The sequence below is a fragment of the Bacillus cereus group sp. MYBK195-1 genome (genome assembly GCF_051916605.1).
GTDB lineage: Bacteria > Bacillota > Bacilli > Bacillales > Bacillaceae_G > Bacillus_A > Bacillus_A cereus.
Genome location: NZ_JBQAGZ010000001.1, coordinates 364142 through 390166, shown reverse-complemented (window position 1 = coordinate 390166; position 26025 = coordinate 364142). Strand labels below are relative to the sequence as shown.

Below are 26025 nucleotides of genomic sequence, written 5' to 3'. Positions count from 1 at the left end.
AGTAAAAAGCATAGTCTTAAATATGACCTTTTTCCTTTAAACTCACGAATTTATGGTCACCTATTATAATATGATCAAGCACTTCAATTCCGATAATCTGGCCGCATTCTACTAAGCGTTTGGTTACTTCAATATCTTCACGGCTCGGCGTGGGATCTCCTGAGGGATGGTTATGAAGACATATGATAGAGGCTGCTGCACGACGGAAGGCTTCTTTAAAAACTTCCCTCGGGTGTACAATTGACGTGTTTAAACTTCCAATAAAGATCGTTTGCCTATGTATAACTTGATTTTTTGTATTTAAATATAAACAAACAAAATGCTCTTGTTGTAAAAAACGCATTTCTTCCATCATGTATTTCGCACAATCTTCTGGACTTCGAATACTATATCTATTTTGATATTCTAAACGTACCATTCTTCTGCCTAGTTCAAAGGCTGCCATAAGTTGCGATGCCTTTGAAATCCCAATACCATGTATACTAATTAGCTCTTCTAATGTTGCATCTTTCAACATACGTAAGCCATCAAATTGGTGTAAAATTTTATCTGACAACTTTAAAACTGTTTCTTCTTTAGAACCTGTTCTGAGTAACACTGCGAGAAGCTCTCGATTTGATAAACTTCCAGCACCTTCTAACAATAAACGCTCCCGTGGCTGTTCTTCTCTTACAACATCACGAATACCGTTCATCTCTCCACCCCTTTATTTGTTCTCTCAAAGAAAACCCCATGCAATTTTACGCATGGGTTACATCAATATCAAATTGTTTTAATTCCCGAACGAGACGTGCAATTGGTAAGCCAACTACACTATAGTAGTCCCCTTGAATATTTTGAACGAAAATAGATCCTTTACCTTGAATCCCATAACTACCGGCTTTATCAAGAGGTTCTTTCGACGCGACGTATGTATCAATTTCCTCTTCTGTTAACTCCCAAAATGTAACTTCTGTACGCTCATAAAAAGTAACCGTTTTTTCTTTTGCTATAATCGCAACACCTGTATACACTTCATGTGTTTTCCCTGATAGTAATTGTAACATCTCTTTCGCCTCATCCTCATTAGAAGGCTTACCAAGAATACGCGACTCATATGTAACAATTGTATCTGCACCTAACACAATGTAATCACTATTATTTTCTGCCACCGCTGATGCTTTTTGCAAGGCAAGCGACATTACAATATCAGAAGGCGATGAATATGCACCAATTGTTTCCTCTACTTCACTTACAACGATTTCAAATGGCACACTAGCTAACTCAAGTAATTCCTTCCTCCGAGGTGATCCTGAAGCTAAAATTATTTTTCTCATATTTTCTCCTTCCTTTCTCACATGAAGCAGAACAATTTATATTAATCGTATCAAAGGAATAGTTTGCCCACAAATGAAAGAAATATTAATTTCTCTAACTAAAATAAAACTTCTTTATTGCATACGATTATATTCCCGTCATAGAGAAAGCACTTTGCTCTAAATTCAAAAGAAAAGAAAGAAGTACATGTACTTCTTTCTTACTCATTTTATTATCCTATCATTTCACTTTCTACGAAACAATTTTTTCATACGAGAGTAAACCATCAATAATAACTTGATTTAATTTCGCCAAAGATTCCTTATCCACCTTCCCATCTTTTACTGTTTGTACAGCTACCGACGTATACATATACAGTTTCTTTGCTTCTTCTCGTTTCATACTTTCCCCTTCTTTTTCAACCTTTTTCCATTCTTTTTCAATTGCTTCTATATCTTTTGGGCTGCTTTTTCCACCAACTTGTACGCTAGAAGCATATTTTGCTAAATGAGTGTATAATGGCTGCACTTTTGTTAAAAATGTTCCTACTTCTTTATCATCTTTCAGCAATGCTTTATCTGTTATATCCCAGTTCTTTTTTAAAACGGAGACACCATCATTTTTATACTTAGTCATTAATTGATTTATAGACTGTTCATCGCTAGCAATACCAACAACTATTGCATACTTATCACCGCTCGGTCTCAAAGCACCAATGCCCCCATTGCCTTTCCATTCTTCAAGAGCTGCCTGTCCCTTTTCTTCAGAAGAATAAAGCCCCCCTTGAACAAAAAATAATTTCATCGGATCCAATGACGTTCCTGCCTGTGCTTTTTGTTTTTCTTCTTTCGGTGCTAGTGTTTGTTCTGCCGTTCCACCCACCTTTGATTCTCCATTTCCAGTCGGCCTTGAAGCTGTCACTTCACTTCCTCCTGTCGTTCCTTGTCCAGTAAGTAAATGAAGCATCCCCATTCCAAACGCCGTACCGATAATGATTGCAGTTGCAACGATTACAATTAATGTATTACTCCACTTCTTTCGGTATTTTTCCACAGACATTGATTTCGCTTTTTGAAACGGAACAACATTTTTCGGTCGTTCACTTTCTACTACCATCCATTCAAATTCATCTTTCTTTTTTTCCTCATACTTCGCTTCTGTTCCATTCACTTTCACTGAGATCGTTCGTGATTGCTTGTCCATACACTCACACCTCACCTCTTATCGTTGTCCGCATCATATCATATTCATTTCATAAAAAAACGAGATATTTGTCAGAGGAATTCGCCAAATAACCCTATATATTTATCTTATATGTATGCATTTGACTTCATTTGTAGAACAAAAAAACTAGATAGCAAAGACTATCTAGTTTTTCTCACGAATATATTTTCGTACTTCAGAAATGAAATAAAGAGAACCTGTTATGATAAAAACATCATTTTCTGCTATCCTTTCAACTTTTGTATCAATTGCCTCTTTCCAATTTTCAAAAACTAATTTTGATTCTTTCTGTGAATATGATGCAAGCTTGTCAGCAGAAATAGCACGATCAAAGGCGAATGTTGTAAAAATAATTTCATCTGCAATGGTTTCTAATTGGCCTACCATGTTATGTAATTGTTTATCACCAAGGGCAGTAAATAACACTATTACATTTTTATCTTTGTAATGTGCTTCTACTGTTTTCACAAGGCTTTCGATACCTTCTGGATTATGAGCACCATCTATAATAATATCCGGGTTACTTTGCAGCTTTTCAAAGCGCCCAATCCAATATGCTTCCCGTAATCCCGTTCTTATCTCATCTTCCTCAATTAAAAATGATAAATATGTTTTCACATACATTACTGCCATAAGTGCTAGCGCTGCATTTCCTACTTGATGAATGCCTTTCATTGAGATTTGCAAATCTTCAAATGCGGAAAAAGGACAAGTAAAATCAAACTGTTCCCCATCTTCGTTAGACTGTTTATGTAACGCTGTAAAATGCTTGCCAAGTTCGTATAAGTTTGCATGGTTTTCCTTTGCAACATTTTGAATGACTTGCAAAGCTTCTTCATCTTGTACACCAGTAATTACGGGCACGCCAGACTTAATAATCCCCGCCTTTTCATATGCAATTTCCCCTAGTGTATTTCCTAAAATATGCATATGATCGTGACCTATATTTGTAATAATCGTGAGAACAGGGTGTATAACATTGGTAGAATCAAAACGTCCACCAAGCCCTGTTTCAAATAAAACAACATCACAGAAATTGAATTTTCCGAAATAGCAAATCGCCATAACAGTAATAATTTCAAACTCTGTCGCTTCCCCTAAATCCGTTTCATCTAGTTTTTCCACGACTGGTTTTACCATCTTTACAAGTTCAGTAATCTCTTCGTCTGCAATTGGTGTTCCATTCACACTAATGCGTTCATTAAATGATTCGATGTAAGGAGAGGTAAACGTTCCTACCTTATATTTCGCGCCTTCTAACATGTAACGCATATATGTTAACGTTGAACCTTTTCCATTTGTACCAGCAAGATGAACACATTTTATATGACGCTCTGGATTTCCAAGTTCTTCTAACATCCATCTCATTCTTTCTAATCCTGGCTTAATTCCAAATTTCAATCGGCTATGGATCCACCCTATCGCTTCTTCGTATGTATGTATCACGTATGTTTTTCCCCTTTCAAAAGACAACTTTCATAGTTCTATTATACGCAAAGAAAAGAGACTCACCAATATAGTGAGTCTCTAAAAACATTTTTACTTTTCAAGATCTGCTAGACGTTGACGAACTGCTTCGCGTTTTTCTAGGTAATCTTGCTCTTTCGCACGCTCTCCTTCAATAACCGCTGCAGGAGCTTTCGCTACGAAACCTTGGTTAGAAAGTTTCTTCTGTACACGTTCTACTTCTTTATCGAACTTCTCAAGTTCTTTCTCAAGACGAGCTCTCTCTTCATCAAGATTGATAAGATCAGCTAACGGTAAGAATAACTCTGCACCTGATACGATTGCAGTCATTGCTTTTTCTGGCGCTTGTAAGTCCGTTTGAATTGTTAATTCGCTTGGGTTACAGAAACGCTCAATGTAAGAGCTGTTTTTCGTAAGTTGAGCAAGTACAGCCTCATCTTTTGCTTTAATTTGCATTTGAACTTTTTTGCTCATTGGCGTATTTACTTCTGCACGGATGTTACGAACAGAGCGAATGATATCAACTAGAAGGTGCATTTCTGCCGCAGCTTCCGTATCTTGTAAATCTTCGCGAACTGTTGGCCACGCAGCTACTGTAATAGACTCGCCTTCATGCGGTAAATGTTGCCAAATTTTCTCTGTTACGAATGGCATGAATGGGTGTAATAGACGCATTGTTTGATCTAATACGTAAGCTAAAATAGAACGAGTTGTTTTCTTAGCTGCTTCATCTTCACCGTATAGTGGAAGTTTCGCCATTTCAATATACCAATCACAGAAATCGTCCCAAATGAAGTTGTATAATGAACGACCAGCTTCACCGAACTCATATTTATCCATGTTACGTGTTACGCTTTCGATTGTTTCGTTTAAGCGAGTTAAGATCCACTTATCTGCTACTGATTTTTCACCAGTTAAATCGATTTCTTCATACTTCATATCATCCATGTTCATTAATACGAAACGTGATGCGTTCCAAATTTTATTAATGAAGTTCCAAGTAGATTCTACTTTTTCCATGCTGAAACGTAAATCTTGACCTGGTGCACTTCCTGTTGATAAGAAGAAACGCATTGCATCTGCACCGTACTTCTCGATAACATCCATTGGATCAATACCGTTACCAAGAGATTTACTCATTTTACGACCTTGCTCATCACGAACTAAACCGTGAATTAATACATCTTTAAATGGACGCTCTCCTGTAAACTCTAAACCTTGGAAAATCATACGAGATACCCAGAAGAAGATGATATCATAACCCGTTACTAGTGCATCTGTTGAATAGTAACGTTTGAAGTCTGCTGAATCTTCATTTGGCCAACCAAGTGTTGAAAATGGCCATAACGCTGAACTGAACCATGTATCAAGTACGTCATTATCTTGATTCCAGTTTTCAATATCTGCTGGTGCTTCTGTACCTACGTATACTTCACCAGTTTCTTTATGGTACCAAGCTGGAATACGGTGTCCCCACCATAATTGACGAGAAATACACCAGTCATGAATATTTTCCATCCAGCGTAAATATGTGTTTTCAAAACGCTCTGGTACGAACGTTACTTTTTCTTCTTCTTTTTGTTGAAGCGCTACTGCTTTTTCAGCAAGTGGAGCCATTTTTACGAACCATTGTGTTGATAAATAAGGCTCAACAACTGCACCGCTACGCTCACTATGACCTACTGAATGCATATGTGGCTCGATTTCTACTAATACGCCAGCTTCTTGTAAGTCTTTCACTAATTCTTTACGGCATTCGAAACGATCCATACCGTTATACTTACCAGCTTTTTCGTTCATTGTTCCATCTTCGTTCATTACTAAAATGCGTGGTAAGTCATGACGGTTACCTACTTCAAAGTCATTCGGGTCATGAGCTGGTGTAATTTTTACAACGCCCGTTCCGAAATCTTTTTCTACGTACTCATCAGCAATAATCGGAATCTCACGGCCTACGATTGGAAGTGTAACTGTTTTTCCGATTAAATGTTTGTAACGATCGTCTTCGGGATGAACTGCTACTGCTGTATCACCCAGCATCGTTTCTGGACGAGTTGTCGCAAGACGAATGTGACCAGAACCATCTGTTAACGGATAGTTCATATGGTAGAATGCACCTTGAACTTCTTTATGAATTACTTCAATATCAGAAAGAGCTGTGCGTGTTGCTGGATCCCAGTTGATGATATATTCACCACGGTAAATTAAGCCTTTTTCGTATAATTGAACGAATACTTTATTAACCGCATCTGATAAACCTTTGTCTAATGTGAAGCGTTCACGAGAATAGTCTAGTCCTAAACCAACTTTTCCCCATTGTTGACGAATGTGAGAAGCGTATTCTTCTTTCCACTCCCAAGCTTTTTCAAGGAATTTTTCACGGCCAAGATCGTAACGTGAAATACCTTCTTCACGAAGTTTTCCTTCTACTTTTGCTTGTGTTGCAATACCAGCATGGTCCATTCCTGGAAGCCATAGCACATCGTATCCTTGCATACGCTTCGTACGAGTTAAAATATCTTGAAGAGTTGTATCCCAAGCATGACCTAAGTGTAACTTACCAGTTACGTTCGGAGGTGGAATTACAATTGTATATGGTTGTTTCTTCTCGTCTCCTGTTGCTTCAAAATATTTGCCTTCAAGCCACCATTGATAAAGGCCTTCTTCAACGGACATATGATCATATTTAGTTGGTAAATTCTTTTCCGTGTTTGACATTATTTTCCCTCCTTAAAATAAAAAATGTCCCTCATCCAAAAAGGACGAGGGACATCGCGGTACCACCTTTATTTACAAACAAATTCATAATTTGCTTATACTCTTAATTTGATAACGGACAAATCCGTCTTTTCCTAATAAGAACTATTCCGTTCAGAAAAGATGCTCCAGGGCTACCTTCTAACATAACTATCTAGAGAATCTCCCAGCTAATGATTCTCCTCTCTGAAGACGTTTCATGTTATACTCTTCCCCTTCAAGGCATTTATATGATTGTTAATTATTATATACAATAGTGTAAAAAACGAAACCTTATTCGTCAAGACAAATTTAAAACTACAGCTTTTCGTGCCAAAAAAAGAAGATAAGTAGAATCCTCTACTTATCTTCTTTCCCCCGCTATTTGCGGGCAGTAAGACCTCCACCTTAAAACTCAGCTGAAGCAAAGAAGTTAGATGGGAGCCCTGGTGCCCGTAAACGCCCAATTGGTGAAGGCTAATCATCAGCGGGGAATGCCTTTACTTTATCCGTTCCCTTGCTGGGCAGCTTGTAATTGTGACAGGAAATATTCTATATTGCTAACGAGCCAATGCGATTGTTGCAAACTCTTTACTCCGCGCAGTTCATTTTCCTCGTTGCGATTATCTCTTCTTTTCTTATAGGACTGGATTTGCCGAATAAATTGCGATGGATACGTCATATACGCAAACATAAGTAGTTGCTCTTCTTTCGTAAAAGGGAAATTTTTTTGATACATTTGAAACCATTCAAACCGATCACTTCTTGCGATTGGATATGTGTTTAAAGACCGTGAATAAAAACCTACTATATCTTGCACAGGCGTTGCAAACTTCGATTTTTCTAAACTAATAAAATAGCCATTCCGCTCATAGTCAAATAAAAAATGATTAAGTGACACATTACCATGCACAAAAGTAATACGCGTTTTCTCTTTTTCTTTCATCGCATCGTTCCACTCATTTAATTGCTTCGTTGCAAATTCACGCGCTCTCATTACATGATGATAGTACGTACAATATTGCAATTCAAACGGGGACATATACCATTTTGATTCAGATTCTACGAGAAACTCTTCTAACATCTCACCATCATTTTCCCAACGATCGGATATACTTGTATAATGTTTTTCTAAATCTTCTTCCGTATACGTTTCTTCCTTCACAGTTTTTTGATGCAACGTTCCAAGTGTCTGAAACATTTTATGGTATTGATCATTGTCCTCACCGTTTCCTTCTGCACGTTCTAACCAAGGCATTAAATAATAATTATACGTCCCGTCACTTAAAATATAACTTCCATCCGTCGCATGATATATAGGTACATAATTTGAAAAACCTTTCTCCTTCAAATATTGAATATGATGCAGAAAGTTATTCCGCTCTAACTTTCTGCCTTCTATTTTCTTGAGTGCATATGGACCTTGATTCGTATAAATTTTCATTACATTTCCGTGCTCTTCCATATGCTGCGTATCCAATCTATATTGCCTCACGATAGGTTCATAGTGATTTCGCAACTCAATATCCATACGAATAACCCTTTCTATTCAAAACATAGCCTCTAAGAAAGGAAGTGAGTGAAAACACTCACTTCCTTATTTCGTCTTTACCCTTGAAACGGGAATATAAATAATTTGCCCCGTATTTAAAAATATATCTTCTGTTTGATTAACACGGTATAAATTTTGTACAGACGTTTCATAACGGTCTGCAATAGATTCAATTGTATCTCCTTCTTGCACGAAATACATTCTTAACTTTGTAAATTCTTCTTCCGGTTCTTTCGTAAATAGTTTTGTTAAATAAAGCGCATTTTCATCTCGCTGTGAGTACTCTTCTTCTTGTTCTTCCTGCTTTTTCGCTTTTTCTTTCTTGAAATCTTTTCGTCCGAACAGTTCAAATTGCGGCGTTGTTTCTTGCTCCTCTTCACGTTCCACAAATTCATGTTCTTCTATTTTCTCTTCTTCTAATTCCTGCTCTTTTCTTTCCTCTAATTGGAACGGTTCAAATGCGTAATCTTCCCACTCATCTGATTCCTTATATGCCGGTTCTTCTACATGCGGCGCCGGTCTATTTTCATCCTCTTGCGCTGAATCTTCTTCTAACTCAGCATACACCGTTTCTTCCTCTTCAACTTCATCCTCGCCTCTCTCTTCATCACACAAACCGGTAATAGATATATCCGCTAATAATTGTAAGCAACCATTTTCCTTTAATTCATAATCAAATTCCTCGATTGATACATATAGCTCTTCAATTACTTTCACTCGATTTCTCGGAATTGATATTTCAAGTGGAAAGGAATGAACAAGTTCATTAACCCCATCTTCTCTTGTTTCTACATAATCAATTGACTTTGCTGGCGATAGTTCTCTTAATGAATACGCCGAATCATCTTTTCGTGCAACATACTCTCCCGTTAAATCTAATTGTCCTCTCACGATTACTTCATGATCAAGCTCTTCTATCTCAACGTCTGGATCTAACGAAATTGACAAAAGTTCTTCGACTTCCTGTCCTTTTTGGAACCACACAGATTCTTTTAATGAAAATCGTAATGAATGATCTGCAGCCACTTCTTTTCCCCCTCCCAAACTATATGTCATTACAGATTTATGTGCGGAAAGCTTACTTTATGAATAAAAAAAATCGCTCCCCTTATGGAGAGCGATTTTCTCTAATACATTACGCTTTTAATTTTGACATTGCAATTTCAGCTGCTGCAATCGTCGCTTCAATATCTGCATCACTATGTGCTGTCGATAAGAATAAACCTTCGAATTGAGATGGTGGTAAGAATACACCTTGTTCTACCATTTCACGATAGTAAGCCGCAAAGAATTCTAAGTTTGAAGATTTTGCTGCATCGTAATTAATAACGGGTTCATCTGTAAAGAAAATACCAATCATAGAGCCTGCACGGTTAATATGGTGCGGAATGCCATGTTTTTCAGCTGCTTTACGTAATCCAGCTTCTAACATTTCAGCTTTACGCTCAAATTCTACATATGATTCTGGCGTTAACTGTACTAACGTTTCATAACCTGCCGCCATTGCAAGTGGGTTACCTGATAAAGTACCAGCTTGGTAAATTGGTCCGCTTGGCGCAACTTGGCGCATAATTTCCGCTTTACCACCGTATGCTCCTACTGGTAAACCACCACCGATTACTTTACCTAAGCATGTTAAATCAGGCGTTACGCCATAATAACCTTGGCCACAATTATAAGCTACTCGGAACCCTGTCATTACTTCATCAAAAATAAGCAATGCACCGTTTTGTTCTGTTACTTCACGAAGACCTTCTAAAAATCCAGGCTGCGGAGGAACAACCCCCATATTTCCTGCTACTGGTTCTACAATTACACAAGCAATATCATCACCGAATTGTTCAAACGCGTATTTTACGCTTTCTAAATCGTTATAAGCTACTGTAATCGTATTTTTCGCTACACCTTCTGGTACACCAGGACTATCTGGTAAACCTAAAGTCGCCACACCAGAACCAGCTTTAATTAATAACGAATCACCATGACCGTGGTAACAACCGATAAATTTCAAGATTTTATTACGACCTGTATAACCACGAGCTAAACGTAGTGCACTCATTGTTGCTTCCGTTCCAGAGTTAACCATACGCACAATCTCAATTGATGGCACGCGCTCAATAACAAGTTTTGCTAATTTATTTTCAATTTCTGTTGGTGCACCGAAGCTTGTACCTCTTTCAGCAACAGATTTTAACGCTTCTACAACACGATCATTTGCATGACCATGAATTAAAGGACCCCATGATAATACGTAGTCGATGTATTCATTCCCATCGATATCATATACTTTAGAGCCTTTTCCACGCTCCATAAACAACGGATTCATCCCAACAGACTTAAAGGCACGAACCGGGCTATTTACGCCACCAGGCATTAAGTCTTGCGCCTCTTCAAACGCTGCAATTGACTTATCAAACTTTTTCATTATTTAGCGCCTCCTTCTTGTAACCATCTTGCTGCATCTTTTGCATGATACGTAATAATTAAATCTGCTCCTGCACGTTTCATACTAATTAATTTTTCAAGAACAACTTCTTTTTCATTAATCCAACCATTTTGCGCTGCCGCTTTAATCATCGAATATTCACCACTTACATTATAAGCGACAACTGGTAAATTAAAGTTGTTTTTCACATCACGAACGATATCTAAGTAAGAAAGAGCTGGTTTTACGATTAAGAAATCTGCACCTTCCATTACATCTGATTCTGCTTCACGGAATGCTTCCATACGGTTTGCCGGATCCATTTGATATGTTTTACGGTCACCAAATTGCGGTGCACCGTGCGCAGCATCACGGAATGGTCCATAAAATGCTGATGAATATTTCACAGCGTACGACATAACTGGCACGTGTCCAAAACCATTTTCGTCTAATGCATGGCGAATTGCTGTTACAAAGCCGTCCATCATGTTTGATGGCGCAATAATGTCCGCTCCTGCTTTCGCTTGACTTACAGCTGTTTTCGCAAGAACTGCAAGAGACTCGTCATTTAAAATAATACCATCTTCAATTACACCGCAATGACCATGGCTTGTAAATTGACATAAACATGTGTCTGCAACTACTACTAGCTCAGGGAAATCACCTTTAATTTGCTGAATAGCACGTTGTACAATTCCATGATCACAATATGCTGATGATCCAACTTCATCCTTTTCAGCAGGTAAACCAAATACAATAACAGAACGAATACCTAAATCAACAACTTCTTGCATTTCAGCTTGCAATAAATCTAAAGACATTTGATATACGCCTGGCATAGAAGGAACTTCATTACGAACATTTTCACCTTCTAATACAAAAATAGGGTAAATAAAATCTTCCGTATGTAAAAACGTTTCACGCACAAGCGCACGCATGCCCCCGCTTTGTCTTAAACGACGATGACGATTAAATTGTAAAGAGTTCATAGATTTCTATCCCCATTCTTTCATTTTATAGATTCACAAACATATTGTAGTAATGCTTCTACAGTGTACTCTTTCGGCACAATAACAGACGGAAAATAAAGACTTGCCTCTTTTTCCGTAATAGGTCCTATACAAGCAATTGTACATTTTTTTGTCCATTCTCTCCAGTTTGTACCCTCAAGTAAACGAACAAAACTAGTAACAGTTGAAGGGCTCGTAAATGTAATAATGTCTACTTTCCCTAACTTCAATGCCGCTATAAGCTCTTGCTTTTTTTCTATATTCACTTTCGTACCGTATACGGTTAGCTCATCTAGAGAAACACCAATTTCCCGAAGTGCAACCGGAATTACCTCTCTTGCTAAATTCCCTTTCGGAAATAAAATACGTTCATTTCCACTTAATTCTTTTAGAAACTCTTCTGCAAATGCTTCTGCAACAAATGAAGTCGGAACAAAATGAACTTGATAGCCCCTTTTTTCTAACTCTAATTTTGTTTTCACACCTACCGCAGCGATTTTAATGGTTAGTGGTAGTTTCTTTTTTAAACTATCTAGAAAAAAAGCTACACCATTTCTGCTCGTAAAAATAACCCAGTCGTATGAATGTAGCTGCTCTTCAATATGTTGAATTTGCCTATGAGACATACCTTCCATACGCAAAAGCGGAATTTCCAATGGAATTCCGCTCTTTTCTTTCACTGCTACACTCATTTGTTTCGCTTGATGCTGGGCACGTGTAATCAATACCGTTTTTCCAGCGAGAACGTTCATATTTATTGTTGCTCCTTATTTGCAGCAAGAATGAGTTCTTTGGCGCCTTGCTTAATTAAACGGTCCGCGGCCTCTAATCCTACTTCCTCAGGATCAGTACCCACTACTGTCTCTTTTAATAAAACAGAGCCATCCATAGAGCCGACAAGAGCTGTTAATTCGATTGCATCGTTTTCTGTAAGGGTTGCATATCCAGCGATTGGAACTTGGCATCCACCTTCAAGTTTATGAAGAAATACTCGCTCCGCCGCCACTGTTCTTTCTGTTATCGCATCATTAATATGCGCTAACAACTGCAATAAATCCTTATCATCCTCACGACACTCAATCGCTAATGCACCTTGTCCTACAGCAGGTACACATAACGTTTCATCTAAATGTTCTGTAATAACTTCATCATCCCAGCCCATTCTTTGTAATCCAGCTGTCGCTAAAATAATCGCATCGTAATCTTCTTCTTTTAATTTACGTAAACGTGTATCGATATTCCCGCGAATCCACTTCACTTGTAAATCTGGTCTCGCAGCGAGTAGCTGTGCACTACGTCTTAAACTACTCGTACCTAAAATAGCACCTTCCGCTAACTCTTTAAACGATGCTCCATTTTTTGAGATAAAAGCATCACGAGGGTCAACACGCTTTGGTGTACAGCCAATCATTAAACCTTCTGGAAGTACGGCTGGCATATCTTTCATACTATGTACAGCCATATCGATTTCTTTCGTAAGTAGCGCGTGTTCAATCTCTTTTACAAACAAGCCTTTGCCGCCTACTTTTGAAAGAGTAACATCTAAAATAACATCACCTTTTGTGACAATTTCTTTCACTTCAAATTCATATGGTAGACCTAGGGCTTTTAACTGATCAATAAACCAGTTTGTTTGCGTTAATGCTAGTTTACTCTTTCGTGATCCTACAATAATTTTGCGCATAATTCTCTCTCCTCATTATAAATACCAAAAGTGGAAATTGGATAAACTGCTTAATAGAAAAATGTTTACTAGCATTACGAGAAACGATCCGATATTCCACTGTACAATTTTCTTACCTTGCAACACATCTGCCGCTCGTAAATATAAACCTGTGCAATACACAAATAGAACGACAAAAGATCCGATTACTTTCGTATCATACCAATGGAAATTGTCCAATTTTGTATATCCCCATATACAACCCAATAAAATTGCTAGTAAGAAAAATGGAACAGAAAATAAATTTAATCCGTAAGACATAGATTCTAGCTTCGGTAAATTCCCTAATCTTCTTAATCTCGCATTCCATTTTTTCTTTTTTAATAGGCGATATTGTAATAAGTACATAATAGAAAAAATGAACGATACAGTAAACGTTGCGTAAGAAATAATTGCCATACCGACATGCACATATACAAGTTCTGAAACTAATTGTTCCGCAAGTACTGGCGACATCTTTCCGAGCGGTGTAAAAATAGAAAAAGCGCTTACGCCAAATGCAACAACATTTGTAAAAAAGACTAAAAAGTCAATTCTCATAAATCGATTAATGACTAACGACATCGTAATCAATAACCAAACATAAAAATATATCCCTGATAATAAAGTTAAAATAGGATTCGTTTCTGAATCTGTAGCCCTAAGTAACATAAAAATAGACTGCAGGACCCATACAATCGAAAGTAACCAAAAAGCAAATCGGTTCGCCTTTCGGTTACTTTGGAAATAATCTATAAAATATAAACTAATGCTACAAGCATATAAAATAATTGCAATATGATAAATAATACTGTTATTTAAAAAACTCATCCGATCATCCTTCCAAATTATAAAGATGGAACGGATGGTGTCCACACTTTTTTATGTTCTACTTCTTCCGCACAATTCTCTACGTCTTCCGTTTCTAAATCGAAAATCTTCGCAAATAACGCTAATTTTTCGCTCGCTCCCTCTTCAGCAGCTATTTCTTTCGCTACTAAAATTGGGTCTTTTAATAATTGATTAATAATACTTTTCGTATGCTTACTAATAACTTTTTTCTCGCGATCACTAAGGTTTGGTATTTTTCGCTCTAGGCTTACCATCGTTTCACTTTGGATTGCAAGTGCCTTATCACGAAGAGCTGATATTAATGGAACAACACCAAGTGTACTTAACCACGTTTTAAATAGAACAATTTCCTCTTCAATCATAAATTGAATTTTCTCTGCTTCTTTCAAACGCTCAGCACGGTTTGCCTCCACTACTCCTTGTAAATCATCAATATCATACAAGAAAGAACCTTCTAGCTCATCAATCGCTGGATCAATATCACGTGGCACTGCAATGTCAACCATAAACAAAGGGCGACCACAGCGCATTTTCTCCACCTTTGTCATCATCTCTTTCGTAATGACATACTCAGATGCACCAGTTGAACTAATTAAAATATCTGCTTCTAATAATGCACATTGTAATTCGCTTAACGATTTTGCATGTCCCATATATTTCTCAGCCATTACTTCTGCTTTCGAAAGCGTCCTATTCATAACTGTTACTTTACGAGCACCACTTCCATATAAGTTTTGCAGTGCAAGTTCGCCCATTTTACCAGCACCAAGAATAAGCACATGACAATCTGTTAACTCGCCAAATATTTTCTTTCCAAGCTCAACAGCAGCATAACTAACAGACATCGCACTTTCCCCGATTGTTGTTTCTGAGTGGGCACGTTTTGCTAATGTAATGACTTGCTTAAACAATTCATTAAAAATTGTGCCTGTTGCTTTAACTTGTTGCGCTTCTAAAAAGCTATCTTTTATTTGACCTAAAATCTGCGTTTCTCCGACTACCATAGAATCTAAACCGCACGTTACGCGGAATAAATGATCTATTGCACCATCTTGTTCAAAAATAGTTAAATATGGCGCGACTTCTTCTATTTCAAGCTGAAACCAATCAGCTAAAAACTTCTTAATATAATACCGTCCCGTGTGTAATTGATCGACAACAGCATAAATCTCAGTGCGATTACAAGTTGATACAATGACATTCTCTAACACGCTCTTTTGATTTTGTAATGTAGTCATCGCTCGCTCTAGTTCTGCTGCCTGAAATGTGAGTTTCTCACGAAATTCTACAGGGGCTGTTCGATAATTTACACTAACAACAAGAATATGCACGCAGCATGTCCCCCTTCACCCGTTTTATCACTTTATCTACTATCATAATACAACTTTCCTCTTATGAATCTGACAATCGTGTGAACAACTGATTATTTTTTAATTATTCTCCGTATGTAATAAAGGAGATTCAGTAACACTAATAAAAAAAACTTCTACTTTATAATGATTATAAATTAATAACTCTATTTGTACGTTACCAAAAAAAGCCCTCATAATCAAGTGATGGAAACTATTCCATATAAATTATAACATCATCTTCCCTATCTTCTTTCATCATGAAGGAAAATATGTATGATTGTTCCAAAATGCAACAAAGACTTTCTCAATACAATGTATTTGACATTGTATTTCTTTTTCGTTATATTGGTTTTACGAAATTAAATTGTGCACAACTTAATTAGAAGGGAGTTATTTATGACAGAGGACTCTTTGCATCTAGATAACCAACTTTGTTTTTCTATTTACGCCTGCTCTAGAGAGGTTACTCGTTTTTATCGACCTTATTTAGAAGAAATTGGTATTACGTATCCCCAGTACATTACTTTACTCGTACTATGGGAGCAAGATGGACTAACAGTAAAAGAAATTGGAGAACGTCTATTTTTAGATTCTGGTACGTTAACACCTATGTTAAAACGCATGGAATCATTAAAACTTGTAAAACGTGTTCGTTCCAAAGAAGACGAGCGAAAAGTTTGTATTGAATTAACAGAACAAGGCAAAGATTTAAAGGAAAAGGCTTGTTCATTACCGACAACGATGGCTACAAACTTAGGAATTACAGAGCAAGAATATCGCTCTTTATTAATTCAGCTAAATAAACTAATTGACACAATGAAAACAATTAATGATGGAAAAGGGGAATAAATATGGATAAATTATATACTGCTTCAGTAACAGCAACAGGTGGAAGAAATGGGAAAGTAGTTTCAGATGATGGCATATTAAATCTTGATGTAAAAATGCCGAAAGCACTAGGTGGTGCAGGCGGAGAAGCAACAAATCCAGAACAACTATTTGCAGCTGGTTATGCAGCTTGTTTCGATAGTGCATTACAACTTGTCATTCGTACAAAACGTGTGAAAGTAGAAAGTACAGAAGTAACTGCTCACGTTTCTATCGGAAAAGATACAGATGGTGGTTTCGGCCTATCTGCTGTACTTGATGTACATGTGGCTGGCGTTTCACATAACGAAGCACAAGAACTTGTAGAAGCGGCTCACGGTGTATGTCCTTACTCGAAAGCAACACGAGGAAATATTGAAGTTACATTAAACGTACGCTAAAAAATTTAGCAAAACAAAAACGCGCGACATTCGTCACGCGTTTTTTGTTTTTGTAAATTTATGAATTGCTTTCCACGCTTCTTCTTTTCCAAGTCCTGTTTCAGAAGAGAATAGAACAATTTCATCGCCAATTTCAACAGCAAGCGTTTCTTTTACAACTTTTAAATGCTTTTGCCATTTCCCTTTTGGAATTTTATCGGCTTTCGTCGCAATAATAATTGTTGGGATTTCATAATGCTTTAAGAAATCATACATCATCACGTCATCACTTGTTGGTTGGTGACGTAAATCAACTACTAATACAGCTGCGTCTAATTGCTCACGCGTTGTAAAGTACGTTTCAATCATTTTCCCCCATGCAGCGCGCTCGGATTTAGATACTTTCGCATATCCATAACCTGGAACGTCAACAAAGTGCATCATCTCATTGATTAAGAAAAAGTTCAGCGTTTGCGTTTTTCCTGGTTTAGAAGAAATACGCACTAACTTTTTACGATTTAAAATTTTATTTATAAAGGAAGACTTCCCCACATTTGAACGACCTGCTAATGCAATTTCTGGTAAATCACTGTCTGGATATTGTTCTGGTTTAACAGCACTAATTACAATATCTGCTTTTGTTACTTTCATTGTTTCACTCCTACTAATGCGTGCTCCAATACTTCATCTAAATGAGATGCAAGCACAAACGTAAGGTTTTCTTTTACGCTCTCTGGAATATCATCTAAATCTTTCTCGTTTTCTGCTGGCAAAATAATTTTTGTTAAGCCTGCGCGGTGAGCACTTAATGTTTTTTCTTTTAAACCACCAATTGGTAATACACGACCACGAAGTGTAATTTCACCTGTCATACCCACTTCTTTACTTACAGGAATACCTGTTAGCGCAGAAATAAGTGCCGTTGCCATCGTAATACCTGCTGACGGTCCGTCTTTTGGAACTGCTCCTTCTGGAACGTGAATATGAATATCATTTTTCTCATGGAAATTCGGATCGATTTGAAGCTCTTCTGCACGAGAACGTATATAACTAAACGCAGCTTGTGCTGATTCTTTCATAACATCCCCAAGTTTCCCTGTTAAAATTAGTTTCCCTTTTCCTGGCGCTACAGAAACTTCAATGGCAAGTGTATCGCCGCCTGCTGCTGTGTAAGCTAGACCTGTTGCCATACCAACTTGGTCTGTTTTTTCAGCTTGCCCATAACGGAATATGTGTTTACCAAGTAAATCAACAATCTTTTTCTCTGTCACAACGATACGTTTACGTTCTGCTGTAACGATAATCTTCGCTACTTTACGGCAAACTTTTGCAATTTGGCGCTCTAGCGTACGAACACCAGCCTCACGTGTATAATAACGAATAATCTCAAGCAGCGCTTCATCACGCACTTGTAAATTACCTTTTCGTAAGCCATGTTCTTTTAATTGTTTCGGCAACAAATGCTCACGAGCAATGTGTACTTTTTCAAGTTCTGTATAGCCAGCAATCGAAATGATTTCCATACGGTCAAGTAATGGACCTGGAATACTTGAAAGTGTATTAGCAGTTGCTACAAACATAACTTTTGATAGATCATATGGTTCTTCAATGTAATGATCACTGAAGTTATGGTTTTGTTCTGGATCTAATACTTCAAGTAATGCCGCTGATGGATCTCCACGAAAATCGTTAGACATTTTATCAATCTCATCTAATAAGAAGACTGGATTAACTGTTTTCGCCTTTTTCATACCTTGAATAATGCGTCCTGGCATTGCTCCAACATATGTACGACGGTGACCACGAATTTCAGATTCATCACGCACACCACCAAGAGATACACGGACGAAGTTACGATTCAATGATGTTGCAATTGAACGCGCTAACGAAGTTTTGCCGACCCCAGGAGGGCCTACTAAACAAAGGATAGGTCCTTTTAATGAATTCGTTAACTTCTGTACAGCTAAATATTCAAGTACACGCTCTTTCACTTTTTCAAGACCGTAATGATCGTTATTTAAAATCTCTTCCGAATGAGCAAGGTCAATTATATCTTCTGTTGCCTCTGTCCACGGAAGCGCTAATAACCAATCAATATAATTGCGAATAACACCACTCTCCGCAGAACTTGCTGGTAACTTTTCATAACGATCTAATTCTTTCAGGGCAGCCTTCATTGTTTCTTCCGGCATTCCTGACTGTTCAATTTTCTCACGAAGTTCTTCTACTTCTCCGCCCTTGCCTTCTTTGTCGCCAAGTTCAGTTTGAATCGCCTTCATTTGCTCACGTAAGAAATATTCTTTTTGCGTGCGCTCCATGGAACGTTTCACTTTTTGCCCAATTTTCTTTTCTAGACTAAGTAACTCTTGTTCATCTTGAATAATTGAAATAAGTGTTTGTAATCGTTCTTTTACAGATACAATCTCTAAAATCTCTTGTTTCTGCTTCGTTTTAATCGGCAAGTGAGAAGCAATTAAATCAGCTAATCTCCCTGGTTCTTCCACATCAGCTACCGTTGCAAAAGTTTCATTTGAAACTTTTTTCGAAACTTTAATATATTGTTCGAAATACTCCAGTAACGTACGCATAAAAGCTTTCTCTTCTAAATCATCTTCTACTTCTTCAGTTACCGTTTTAATAGACACTTGTACTACATTTTCTTCTTCGATAAACTCTATTACTTCTGCTCTATGTAAACCTTCCACAAGGACACGAAGCGTACCGTTCGGCAATTTTAACATTTGCTTCACTTTCGCCACTGTACCTACACTATATATGTCATCTTCTTTCGGATCATCGATATTCATTTCTTTTTGCATTGCTAAAAAGATGATATTTTCATCCATTGCCGCCTGCTCTAGTGCTTGTATCGATTTATCACGTCCTACATCAAGATGCAAAACCATCGTTGGATATACGAGAACGCCTCTTAATGGTAGGAGGGGCACGATTCTTTCGTTCGTATTCATACTAGACATAGCACCTCCATAATAAATTAAACTCCTGTTCAACTATTTTATATTACAATACACCTAGATGCAATTGCTGAGATTCCGCGCAATTGTAAATAGCTTGTTTTTCTACCTCACGAAAAGAAAAAGACTCCGATTAAGCATACAAACTTAAACGAAGTCTGGCAAATTTTATTATTGTTTATTTTTACATAGATTGTGCATCTGTTTCGTCTACGTGAGTATGTACATCTAGCTCTCTATGCATATTTTCTTGCATAAACGTTAACTCAAATACTTCTTTTAACTTACGAACAGGAATAATTTCAATTCCCTTGATCGTATACAAAAATGGTTGCATATTTTCAGCAGGAATAATGACTTTCTTAGCTCCCGCTTTTTTCGCAGCTTTTATTTTTGCGTACACGCCACCAATAGGTTTTACTTCTCCGTGTATACTTATTTCCCCTGTCATCGCTACTTCATTATTTACATACGTGCGGTGCACCGCAGAATATACACCTGTTGCCATAGCGATTCCCGCAGAAGGTCCATCAATTGGGATACCACCTGGAAAATTAATATGTATATCATATCCTTCTGGCAACACATCTAAAGAACGAAGTACTGTTAATACATTATCAACAGAGCCTTTCGCCATACTTTTACGACGAATAGATTTCGTTTGACTACCAATACTTTCTTCTTCCACAATTCCGGTAACATTTACCGATCCTTTATCTTTCGCCGGAATTGCTGTTACTTCAATTTCTAATAACGCACCTGTATTTGGTCCGTATACAGCAAGACCATTTACAAGACCAATCCTTGGAATCGGATAAATGCGCTTTTCATATTTCGGTGTAAGCTGACTTGAGTGAACAACCCACTCTATATCTTCATCCTTAATGAAAGAACGTTCTTCATTTATCGCCATACCCGCAGAGATTTGCACGAGATTAATCGCTTCTCGTCCATTCCTTGCATACATCCCAATCATTTCAATACCATTTTCACCTATTTGCATTTCCACTTTTTCCGCGGCATTTTTCGCTACTTTTTGAATTTCTTCCGTATCTAATTCACGGAAAAATACTTCTAAGCAACGTGACCGAATAGCAGGAGGAATTTCCTCTGGCGAACGTGTCGTTGCTCCAACTAAGCGAAAATCTGCCGGTAAGCCTTTTTGGAAAATATCATGTATATATGTTGGGATCATTGTATTTTCTTCACTATAGTACGCACTTTCTAAAAATACTTTTCGATCTTCTAACACCTTTAACATTTTGTTCATTTGAATCGGATGGAGCTCGCCAATCTCATCAATAAACAAAATACCACCATGTGCATCTGTTACAGCACCTTTTTTCGGTTGCGGAATACCTGCTTGCCCCATCGCCCCAGCACCTTGATAAATCGGATCATGCACCGAACCAATTAAAGGGTCTGCGATACCACGTTCATCAAACCGAGCTGTTGTCGCATCAAGTTCAATAAATGTTGCATTCGTACGAAATGGAGATTTAGGATTTCGTTTCGCTTCTTCTAATACAAGACGTGCTGCCGCTGTTTTCCCAACACCTGGTGGGCCATATATGATTACATGTTGCGGATTCGGACCACAAAGAGCCGCTTTTAACGACTTAATCCCGTCCTCTTGCCCTACAATATCTAAAAAGGTTGTAGGACGCACCTTTTCTGCTAGCGGCTCTGTTAAAGAAATCTCACGCATTTTACGAAGTTGTTCTAATTCTTTTTTCGATTCTCGATCAATTGAAACTTTTTGTGTTCGTTGATTTCGAAGTAAATGCCAGAAATACAATCCGACAATTACACCAAAAACAAGTTGAACAACTAAAAATATATTTGTCCAGCTCATTATTTATTTCCTCCCGCAATATTTTATCTCTTAGTATTTCCGCGGAGGAACGTAGCTAAACATAAAGAAAAACAGCAATTATAAAAATTGCTGTTTCCCTTTCGCATTCGCATTATGCAGATGTTTTTGTATCAAGTACAGTACCGTCTTGTAACACCAATTTTGGCGGCTCATTATCAGCTACTGTTTCTTTTGTAAGAATACACTTCTCGATATCTTTACGAGATGGAAGTTCGAACATTACATCAAGCATTAAGCCTTCAATAATAGAACGAAGTCCACGAGCACCCGTTTTACGTTCAATTGCTTTTTTCGCAATTTCGATTAGTGCACCTTCTTCAAACTCTAACTCAACATCGTCAAGCTCCAATAGTTTTTGGAATTGCTTAACAAGTGCATTTTTCGGTTTCGTTAAAATATCAACAAGAGCATCTTCATCAAGTGGCTCTAGGTTCGCAATAACTGGAAGACGACCGATAAACTCTGGAATTAAACCAAATCTTAAAAGATCCTCTGGTAATACGTGAGATAAAACATGCTTCTCATTTACATCAGCATTTTTCTTCTCAGAACCAAATCCAATTACTTTTTCACCAAGGCGACGTTTAATAATCGGCTCAATGCCATCAAACGCTCCACCACAAATGAATAAGATGTTCGTTGTATCAATTTGAATAAACTCTTGGTGCGGATGCTTACGACCACCTTGAGGTGGAACGCTTGCTACAGTACCTTCTAAAATTTTCAGAAGTGCCTGTTGCACACCTTCACCAGATACATCACGTGTAATTGATGGATTTTCGGACTTACGTGCCACTTTATCAATCTCATCAATATAAATGATTCCTTTTTCCGCTTTCTCTACATCATAATCAGCTGCTTGAATTAATTTTAGTAAGATATTTTCTACATCTTCACCAACATATCCAGCTTCTGTTAAAGATGTTGCGTCCGCGATTGCAAATGGAACATTTAGAATACGCGCTAACGTTTGTGCAAGTAATGTTTTACCACTACCTGTTGGCCCGATAAGTGCGATATTACTCTTCGCTAATTCTACATCATCAATTTTGCTGTTAGAATTAATGCGTTTGTAATGGTTATATACCGCTACCGCTAGTGCTTTTTTCGCGCTATCTTGCCCGATGACATACTCATCTAAGATTTCACGAATTTCTACCGGTTTCGGTACATCTTTGAATTCTACTTCTTCGTCCTTCGCAAGCTCCTCTTGTACAATTTCAGTACAAAGTTCGATACACTCGTCACAAATGTAAACACCTGGACCTGCCACTAACTTTCGAACTTGCGTTTGTGTTTTACCACAGAAAGAACATTTTAATTGCCCTTTTTCATCATTAAATTTAAACATATTTTCACACCCCTTACAAAGTGCTAACCTCTTGCCTTCGTATGTACACGATAAATGTATCGTATGTAAATACATATTATGTCACTACGTGGCGAGAAATACAAATAATATGACTAGTTATGTACAAATAAAAAATTTTTAAAACTTTTGAAATATGTATATTCGACTTGTAAAGGAACTTTTCCTTCTCCATCGAAAAGTTTTATAAATATATTTCTATATTTATAAAACAAGGCACGATTTTAATCGTGCCTTGTTATTTTATTATGCAGCGTTTTCTACTAAGAAGTCTACAGCTTTACGCACTTTAAGATCTTCAGCTAAAGCGTCTACGCTTCCAAGAGCTTGCTTGATAGCGTCTACTGGCATACCGTACATTTCAGCCATTTTTTCAACTTCTGCAGTTACTTCTTCTTCAGTAACTTCGATGTTTTCAGCTTCAATGATAGCTTCAAGAACAAGATTGATTCTTACACGTTTTTGTGCATCTTCTTTCATTTGCTCTTTTAATTTGTCAGCGTCAGTACCTGTGAATTGGTAGTAAAGCTCAAGGTTCATACCTTGTTGGCTTAAACGTTGCTCGAATTCACGAACCATACGATCTAACTCAGTGTTGATCATAGCTTCTGGAATTTCGATTTCAGCGTTAGCAGCAGCTAATTCTACTACTTCGTCACGTACTTTGTGCTCAGCTTCGTGCTTTTTGCCTTCTTCTAAGTTTGTGCGAAGTTTTGCTTTTAATTCATCAAGAGTTGCAACCGCTTCGTCTGCTTCTTTAGCGAACTCGTCGTTTAACTCAGGAAGTTCTTTTGTTTTGATTTCATGAATTGTTACTTTGAATGTTGCTGGTTTGCCAGCTAATTCAGCAGCATGGTACTCTTCTGGGAATGATACTTCAACGTCTTTAGACTCACCAGATTTAAGACCGATTACTTGCTCTTCGAAACCTGGGATGAATGTACCAGAACCGATTGCTAGAGAGTAGTTTTCGCCTTTTCCGCCTTCAAATGCTTCGCCATCAACGAAACCTTCGAAGTCGATTACAGCTGTATCACCGTTTTCAACAGTTCCTTCTTCTTTAACAACTAGTTCAGCTTGACGCTCTTGTAAAGATTTTAATTCGTTCTCTACATCTTCATCAGTTACAGTTGTTTCAACTTTTTCTACTGCTAAACCTTTGTACTCACCTAATTTAACTTCAGGTTTCACTGTAACTTTTGCAGTGAAGATAAGGTTAGCATTTTTTTCGAACTTCTCGATGTCGATTTCAGGATGATCAACTGGGAAGATACCAGCTTCTTCAATCGCTTCACCGTATGCTTTTGGTAAAATGATATCTAAAGCATCTTGGTATAAAGATTCAATACCAAAGCGTTGTTCGAATAATGGACGAGGCATTTTTCCTTTACGGAAACCTGGTACGTTAATTGTTTTTACTACTTTTTTGAACGCAGCGTCGATAGAGTTGTTTACTTCTTTAGCATCAACTTCGATTGTTAAAACGCCAACGTTACCTTCTAATTTTTCCCATTTTGTAGACATTTATTCTTTCCCTCCAACTATAATAATGTATGCACATACCTCTATAGATTAAGATCTTCATTATCTCTTTTTTGAAATAACAAATACACAAATAATCCTCTAGCAAAAGCTTTCAGATATAATGTTCCAATCTACTAATTGCCCAGAAGACAACTACGGTATATTTTGTTCGAGAATAATATGAAACATATTAAGTAAGAGAATTACACTTCTCTTCTCTTACAAACAGGCAGTTTTCTGCCTTTTGCAACCCTTATATTATAACATAGAATATGCTCGTTTCAAGAACTGAACGATTCTTTTTCATAATTATACGGGCAAATATCCTTCTCTTTCAACACGTAATAACCATTGATAGGCAATATGAAACTCTTCCAATTCGATATTGTATGCTGCCATAAGCTCTTCTTCATCAATAGCCAATCCGAAACGCTTTCTTCCAATTCTCTCTAAAACAGCTGACCAAATCTCTTCTTTATCCATTAATAGAGCGAATGGGAAAATGCTAATTTGCAATTCTTTCCAATATGTAACCATCGCTTCAAATATATCGGGATAATTTTGCTCTAATCGACTTGATAATTTATGTATAATGTTATTGGATTGCTCCTCATTATGACCTGTAAATGCTGGAATTACCTTAATCGTATTCCCAAACTTTTCTACCTCTATTTCCTCTTCTACCTGACTTTCTATCATTTTATACAAAATAGAAGTTTTCAAATAGGGGTGTTGCTCTTCGTCTATTAAAAATTTCTTTAAAACAGGTAATGCAAGATCTAAGTCTTTTAACGAAAGTCGCTGAATCGCTCTTAGCTTCTGTCCAAAGTTTTCTCCAAAAATTTCATTAGTAAACTCATCCAACTCAAAATTTGAATCCACTAGCGATGCGTCTCCCTCATTTAGCATACCTTCTGCAAATAAAGCAAGCTGCGCTAATTTTTCCTTTTGATCAGGCATTATATCTTTCGTTTGTAAAACCTTTTCAACAGTTTCAATAACACCTTCATAATCATTTGTTTGAACTAAAATAGTCACGTACGTTTCAAGAATATCACCAAATAAGACAACTCCTGTTTTAAGCAACTGTTCACATTTGTCTTTCGCTTCTTCCATACGTTTTAATTCGAGTAAACAAATAACTGAAGCTAATTCCGTTTGTTCCGTTTCCGCATTATACTGACGTAATATTTCAAAGCAACGCAATGCATCTTCGAACTTCCGCTCTTTCAGCGCTAAAAAACCTTCATCAATATAGCGCTCTGATAGCTGCGGAAACAATACGACCGTATTTTCTTTTTTATCCATACGTCCGCCTCTTTTTCTTGATTTTAATTATGTTCAAAGTAAATATATCAAATGCGTAATGAGAACACAACATCCCAAAACTATTTGTTTGAAATATGAAAATATTTAAT

General features: G+C 37.3%; 21 protein-coding genes and 1 other annotated feature. Of the genes, 2 read left to right on the top strand and 19 right to left on the bottom strand.

Going from position 1 to position 26025, the window contains the following annotated elements; all coding sequences use genetic code 11:
• Positions 1-16: 16 nt before the first annotated feature.
• From radC to hemA, 13 genes are all read right to left on the bottom strand, one after another.
• Entirely contained in the window at positions 17-694 is a 678-nt protein-coding gene (gene radC / locus ACTFRY_RS02135; protein WP_001013391.1) for a DNA repair protein RadC, read from the bottom strand.
• Between the two features lie 46 nt (positions 695-740).
• The gene (locus ACTFRY_RS02130) at positions 741-1316 is read right to left on the bottom strand and encodes a Maf family protein (RefSeq protein ID WP_001226294.1); all 576 of its coding nucleotides are present in this window, start codon (positions 1314-1316) and stop codon (positions 741-743) included.
• A 232-nt stretch (positions 1317-1548) separates the two neighbouring features.
• Complete coding sequence (locus ACTFRY_RS02125; RefSeq protein WP_016118672.1) at positions 1549-2499, bottom strand: hypothetical protein; 951 nt, start codon at positions 2497-2499, stop codon at positions 1549-1551.
• 165 nt (positions 2500-2664) lie between these two features.
• A complete protein-coding gene (locus ACTFRY_RS02120) occupies positions 2665-3966 on the bottom strand; it encodes a bifunctional folylpolyglutamate synthase/dihydrofolate synthase (protein ID WP_000582066.1) in 1302 nt (433 codons plus the stop codon).
• A 93-nt stretch (positions 3967-4059) separates the two neighbouring features.
• Complete coding sequence (locus ACTFRY_RS02115; protein WP_000072250.1) at positions 4060-6705, bottom strand: valine--tRNA ligase; 2646 nt, start codon at positions 6703-6705, stop codon at positions 4060-4062.
• Positions 6706-6742: 37 nt separating this feature from the next.
• Positions 6743-6974: a binding site (T-box leader), on the bottom strand.
• 254 nt (positions 6975-7228) lie between these two features.
• Positions 7229-8254 (bottom strand): spore coat protein YsxE, encoded by a 1026-nt coding sequence (ysxE, locus tag ACTFRY_RS02110; RefSeq protein ID WP_000350658.1) that lies wholly within the window; start codon positions 8252-8254, stop codon positions 7229-7231.
• A gap of 66 nt (positions 8255-8320) precedes the next feature.
• On the bottom strand, positions 8321-9331 hold the full coding sequence (spoVID, locus tag ACTFRY_RS02105) for a stage VI sporulation protein D (RefSeq protein WP_128267123.1): 1011 nt from the start codon (positions 9329-9331) through the stop codon (positions 8321-8323).
• Between the two features lie 79 nt (positions 9332-9410).
• The gene (hemL, locus tag ACTFRY_RS02100) at positions 9411-10700 is read right to left on the bottom strand and encodes a glutamate-1-semialdehyde 2,1-aminomutase (protein ID WP_000712943.1); all 1290 of its coding nucleotides are present in this window, start codon (positions 10698-10700) and stop codon (positions 9411-9413) included.
• Positions 10700-11689, bottom strand: a complete 990-nt coding sequence (gene hemB / locus ACTFRY_RS02095; RefSeq protein ID WP_001087065.1) for a porphobilinogen synthase — start codon at positions 11687-11689, stop codon at positions 10700-10702. The genes hemL and hemB overlap by 1 nt, the downstream gene beginning before the upstream one ends.
• Before the next feature lie 20 nt (positions 11690-11709).
• A complete protein-coding gene (gene hemD / locus ACTFRY_RS02090) occupies positions 11710-12462 on the bottom strand; it encodes a uroporphyrinogen-III synthase (RefSeq protein ID WP_044796518.1) in 753 nt (250 codons plus the stop codon).
• Between the two features lie 2 nt (positions 12463-12464).
• Positions 12465-13394: a hydroxymethylbilane synthase gene (gene hemC / locus ACTFRY_RS02085; RefSeq protein ID WP_001226399.1), complete on the bottom strand. Its 930-nt coding sequence runs from the start codon at positions 13392-13394 to the stop codon at positions 12465-12467.
• Between the two features lie 15 nt (positions 13395-13409).
• Positions 13410-14243, bottom strand: a complete 834-nt coding sequence (locus tag ACTFRY_RS02080) for a cytochrome c biogenesis protein (RefSeq protein ID WP_000008999.1) — start codon at positions 14241-14243, stop codon at positions 13410-13412.
• Positions 14244-14260: 17 nt separating this feature from the next.
• The gene (hemA, locus tag ACTFRY_RS02075; RefSeq protein WP_000547864.1) at positions 14261-15595 is read right to left on the bottom strand and encodes a glutamyl-tRNA reductase; all 1335 of its coding nucleotides are present in this window, start codon (positions 15593-15595) and stop codon (positions 14261-14263) included.
• 417 nt (positions 15596-16012) lie between these two features.
• Between hemA and ACTFRY_RS02070 the strand changes: the two genes are divergently transcribed.
• Together ACTFRY_RS02070 and ACTFRY_RS02065 are read left to right on the top strand one after the other, a co-directional pair.
• On the top strand, positions 16013-16465 hold the full coding sequence (locus ACTFRY_RS02070) for a MarR family winged helix-turn-helix transcriptional regulator (RefSeq protein ID WP_098617008.1): 453 nt from the start codon (positions 16013-16015) through the stop codon (positions 16463-16465).
• 2 nt (positions 16466-16467) lie between these two features.
• Positions 16468-16884 (top strand): organic hydroperoxide resistance protein, encoded by a 417-nt coding sequence (locus tag ACTFRY_RS02065; protein ID WP_000359779.1) that lies wholly within the window; start codon positions 16468-16470, stop codon positions 16882-16884.
• A gap of 33 nt (positions 16885-16917) precedes the next feature.
• Here the strand turns inward: ACTFRY_RS02065 and ysxC are convergent, their stop codons facing one another.
• From ysxC to ACTFRY_RS02035, 6 genes are all read right to left on the bottom strand, one after another.
• The gene (ysxC, locus tag ACTFRY_RS02060) at positions 16918-17514 is read right to left on the bottom strand and encodes a ribosome biogenesis GTP-binding protein YsxC (RefSeq protein ID WP_000869116.1); all 597 of its coding nucleotides are present in this window, start codon (positions 17512-17514) and stop codon (positions 16918-16920) included.
• Complete coding sequence (lon, locus tag ACTFRY_RS02055) at positions 17511-19841, bottom strand: endopeptidase La (protein ID WP_044796517.1); 2331 nt, start codon at positions 19839-19841, stop codon at positions 17511-17513. The genes ysxC and lon overlap by 4 nt, the downstream gene beginning before the upstream one ends.
• Before the next feature lie 181 nt (positions 19842-20022).
• Positions 20023-21693 carry an ATP-dependent protease LonB gene (lonB, locus tag ACTFRY_RS02050; protein WP_000119179.1) on the bottom strand — a complete coding sequence of 557 codons (1671 nt, stop codon included), beginning with the start codon at positions 21691-21693 and terminating at the stop codon, positions 20023-20025.
• 112 nt (positions 21694-21805) lie between these two features.
• The gene (gene clpX / locus ACTFRY_RS02045) at positions 21806-23065 is read right to left on the bottom strand and encodes an ATP-dependent protease ATP-binding subunit ClpX (RefSeq protein WP_000472289.1); all 1260 of its coding nucleotides are present in this window, start codon (positions 23063-23065) and stop codon (positions 21806-21808) included.
• 264 nt (positions 23066-23329) lie between these two features.
• Positions 23330-24607 carry a trigger factor gene (gene tig / locus ACTFRY_RS02040; RefSeq protein ID WP_000105215.1) on the bottom strand — a complete coding sequence of 426 codons (1278 nt, stop codon included), beginning with the start codon at positions 24605-24607 and terminating at the stop codon, positions 23330-23332.
• 309 nt (positions 24608-24916) lie between these two features.
• On the bottom strand, positions 24917-25915 hold the full coding sequence (locus tag ACTFRY_RS02035; RefSeq protein WP_000358274.1) for a hypothetical protein: 999 nt from the start codon (positions 25913-25915) through the stop codon (positions 24917-24919).
• Positions 25916-26025 lie beyond the last annotated feature (110 nt).

Bases quoted from the DNA above. Each gene is read 5' to 3' on its own strand.
- hemC (WP_001226399.1), bottom strand. From the start codon at position 13,394: ATGCGCAAAATTATTGTAGGATCACGAAAGAGTAAACTAGCATTAACG.
- lonB (WP_000119179.1), bottom strand. From the start codon at position 21,693: ATGAGCTGGACAAATATATTTTTAGTTGTTCAACTTGTTTTTGGTGTA.
- hemD (WP_044796518.1), bottom strand. From the start codon at position 12,462: ATGAACGTTCTCGCTGGAAAAACGGTATTGATTACACGTGCCCAGCAT.
- ysxE (WP_000350658.1), bottom strand. From the start codon at position 8,254: ATGGATATTGAGTTGCGAAATCACTATGAACCTATCGTGAGGCAATAT.
- radC (WP_001013391.1), bottom strand. From the start codon at position 694: ATGAACGGTATTCGTGATGTTGTAAGAGAAGAACAGCCACGGGAGCGT.
- ACTFRY_RS02070 (WP_098617008.1), top strand. From the start codon at position 16,013: ATGACAGAGGACTCTTTGCATCTAGATAACCAACTTTGTTTTTCTATT.
- clpX (WP_000472289.1), bottom strand. From the start codon at position 23,065: ATGTTTAAATTTAATGATGAAAAAGGGCAATTAAAATGTTCTTTCTGT.
- ysxC (WP_000869116.1), bottom strand. From the start codon at position 17,514: ATGAAAGTAACAAAAGCAGATATTGTAATTAGTGCTGTTAAACCAGAA.
- ACTFRY_RS02035 (WP_000358274.1), bottom strand. From the start codon at position 25,915: ATGGATAAAAAAGAAAATACGGTCGTATTGTTTCCGCAGCTATCAGAG.
- hemB (WP_001087065.1), bottom strand. From the start codon at position 11,689: ATGAACTCTTTACAATTTAATCGTCATCGTCGTTTAAGACAAAGCGGG.
- ACTFRY_RS02130 (WP_001226294.1), bottom strand. From the start codon at position 1,316: ATGAGAAAAATAATTTTAGCTTCAGGATCACCTCGGAGGAAGGAATTA.
- tig (WP_000105215.1), bottom strand. From the start codon at position 24,607: ATGTCTACAAAATGGGAAAAATTAGAAGGTAACGTTGGCGTTTTAACA.
- ACTFRY_RS02115 (WP_000072250.1), bottom strand. From the start codon at position 6,705: ATGTCAAACACGGAAAAGAATTTACCAACTAAATATGATCATATGTCC.
- spoVID (WP_128267123.1), bottom strand. From the start codon at position 9,331: ATGACATATAGTTTGGGAGGGGGAAAAGAAGTGGCTGCAGATCATTCA.
- lon (WP_044796517.1), bottom strand. From the start codon at position 19,841: ATGTCTAGTATGAATACGAACGAAAGAATCGTGCCCCTCCTACCATTA.
- ACTFRY_RS02080 (WP_000008999.1), bottom strand. From the start codon at position 14,243: ATGAGTTTTTTAAATAACAGTATTATTTATCATATTGCAATTATTTTA.
- ACTFRY_RS02125 (WP_016118672.1), bottom strand. From the start codon at position 2,499: ATGGACAAGCAATCACGAACGATCTCAGTGAAAGTGAATGGAACAGAA.
- ACTFRY_RS02065 (WP_000359779.1), top strand. From the start codon at position 16,468: ATGGATAAATTATATACTGCTTCAGTAACAGCAACAGGTGGAAGAAAT.
- hemL (WP_000712943.1), bottom strand. From the start codon at position 10,700: ATGAAAAAGTTTGATAAGTCAATTGCAGCGTTTGAAGAGGCGCAAGAC.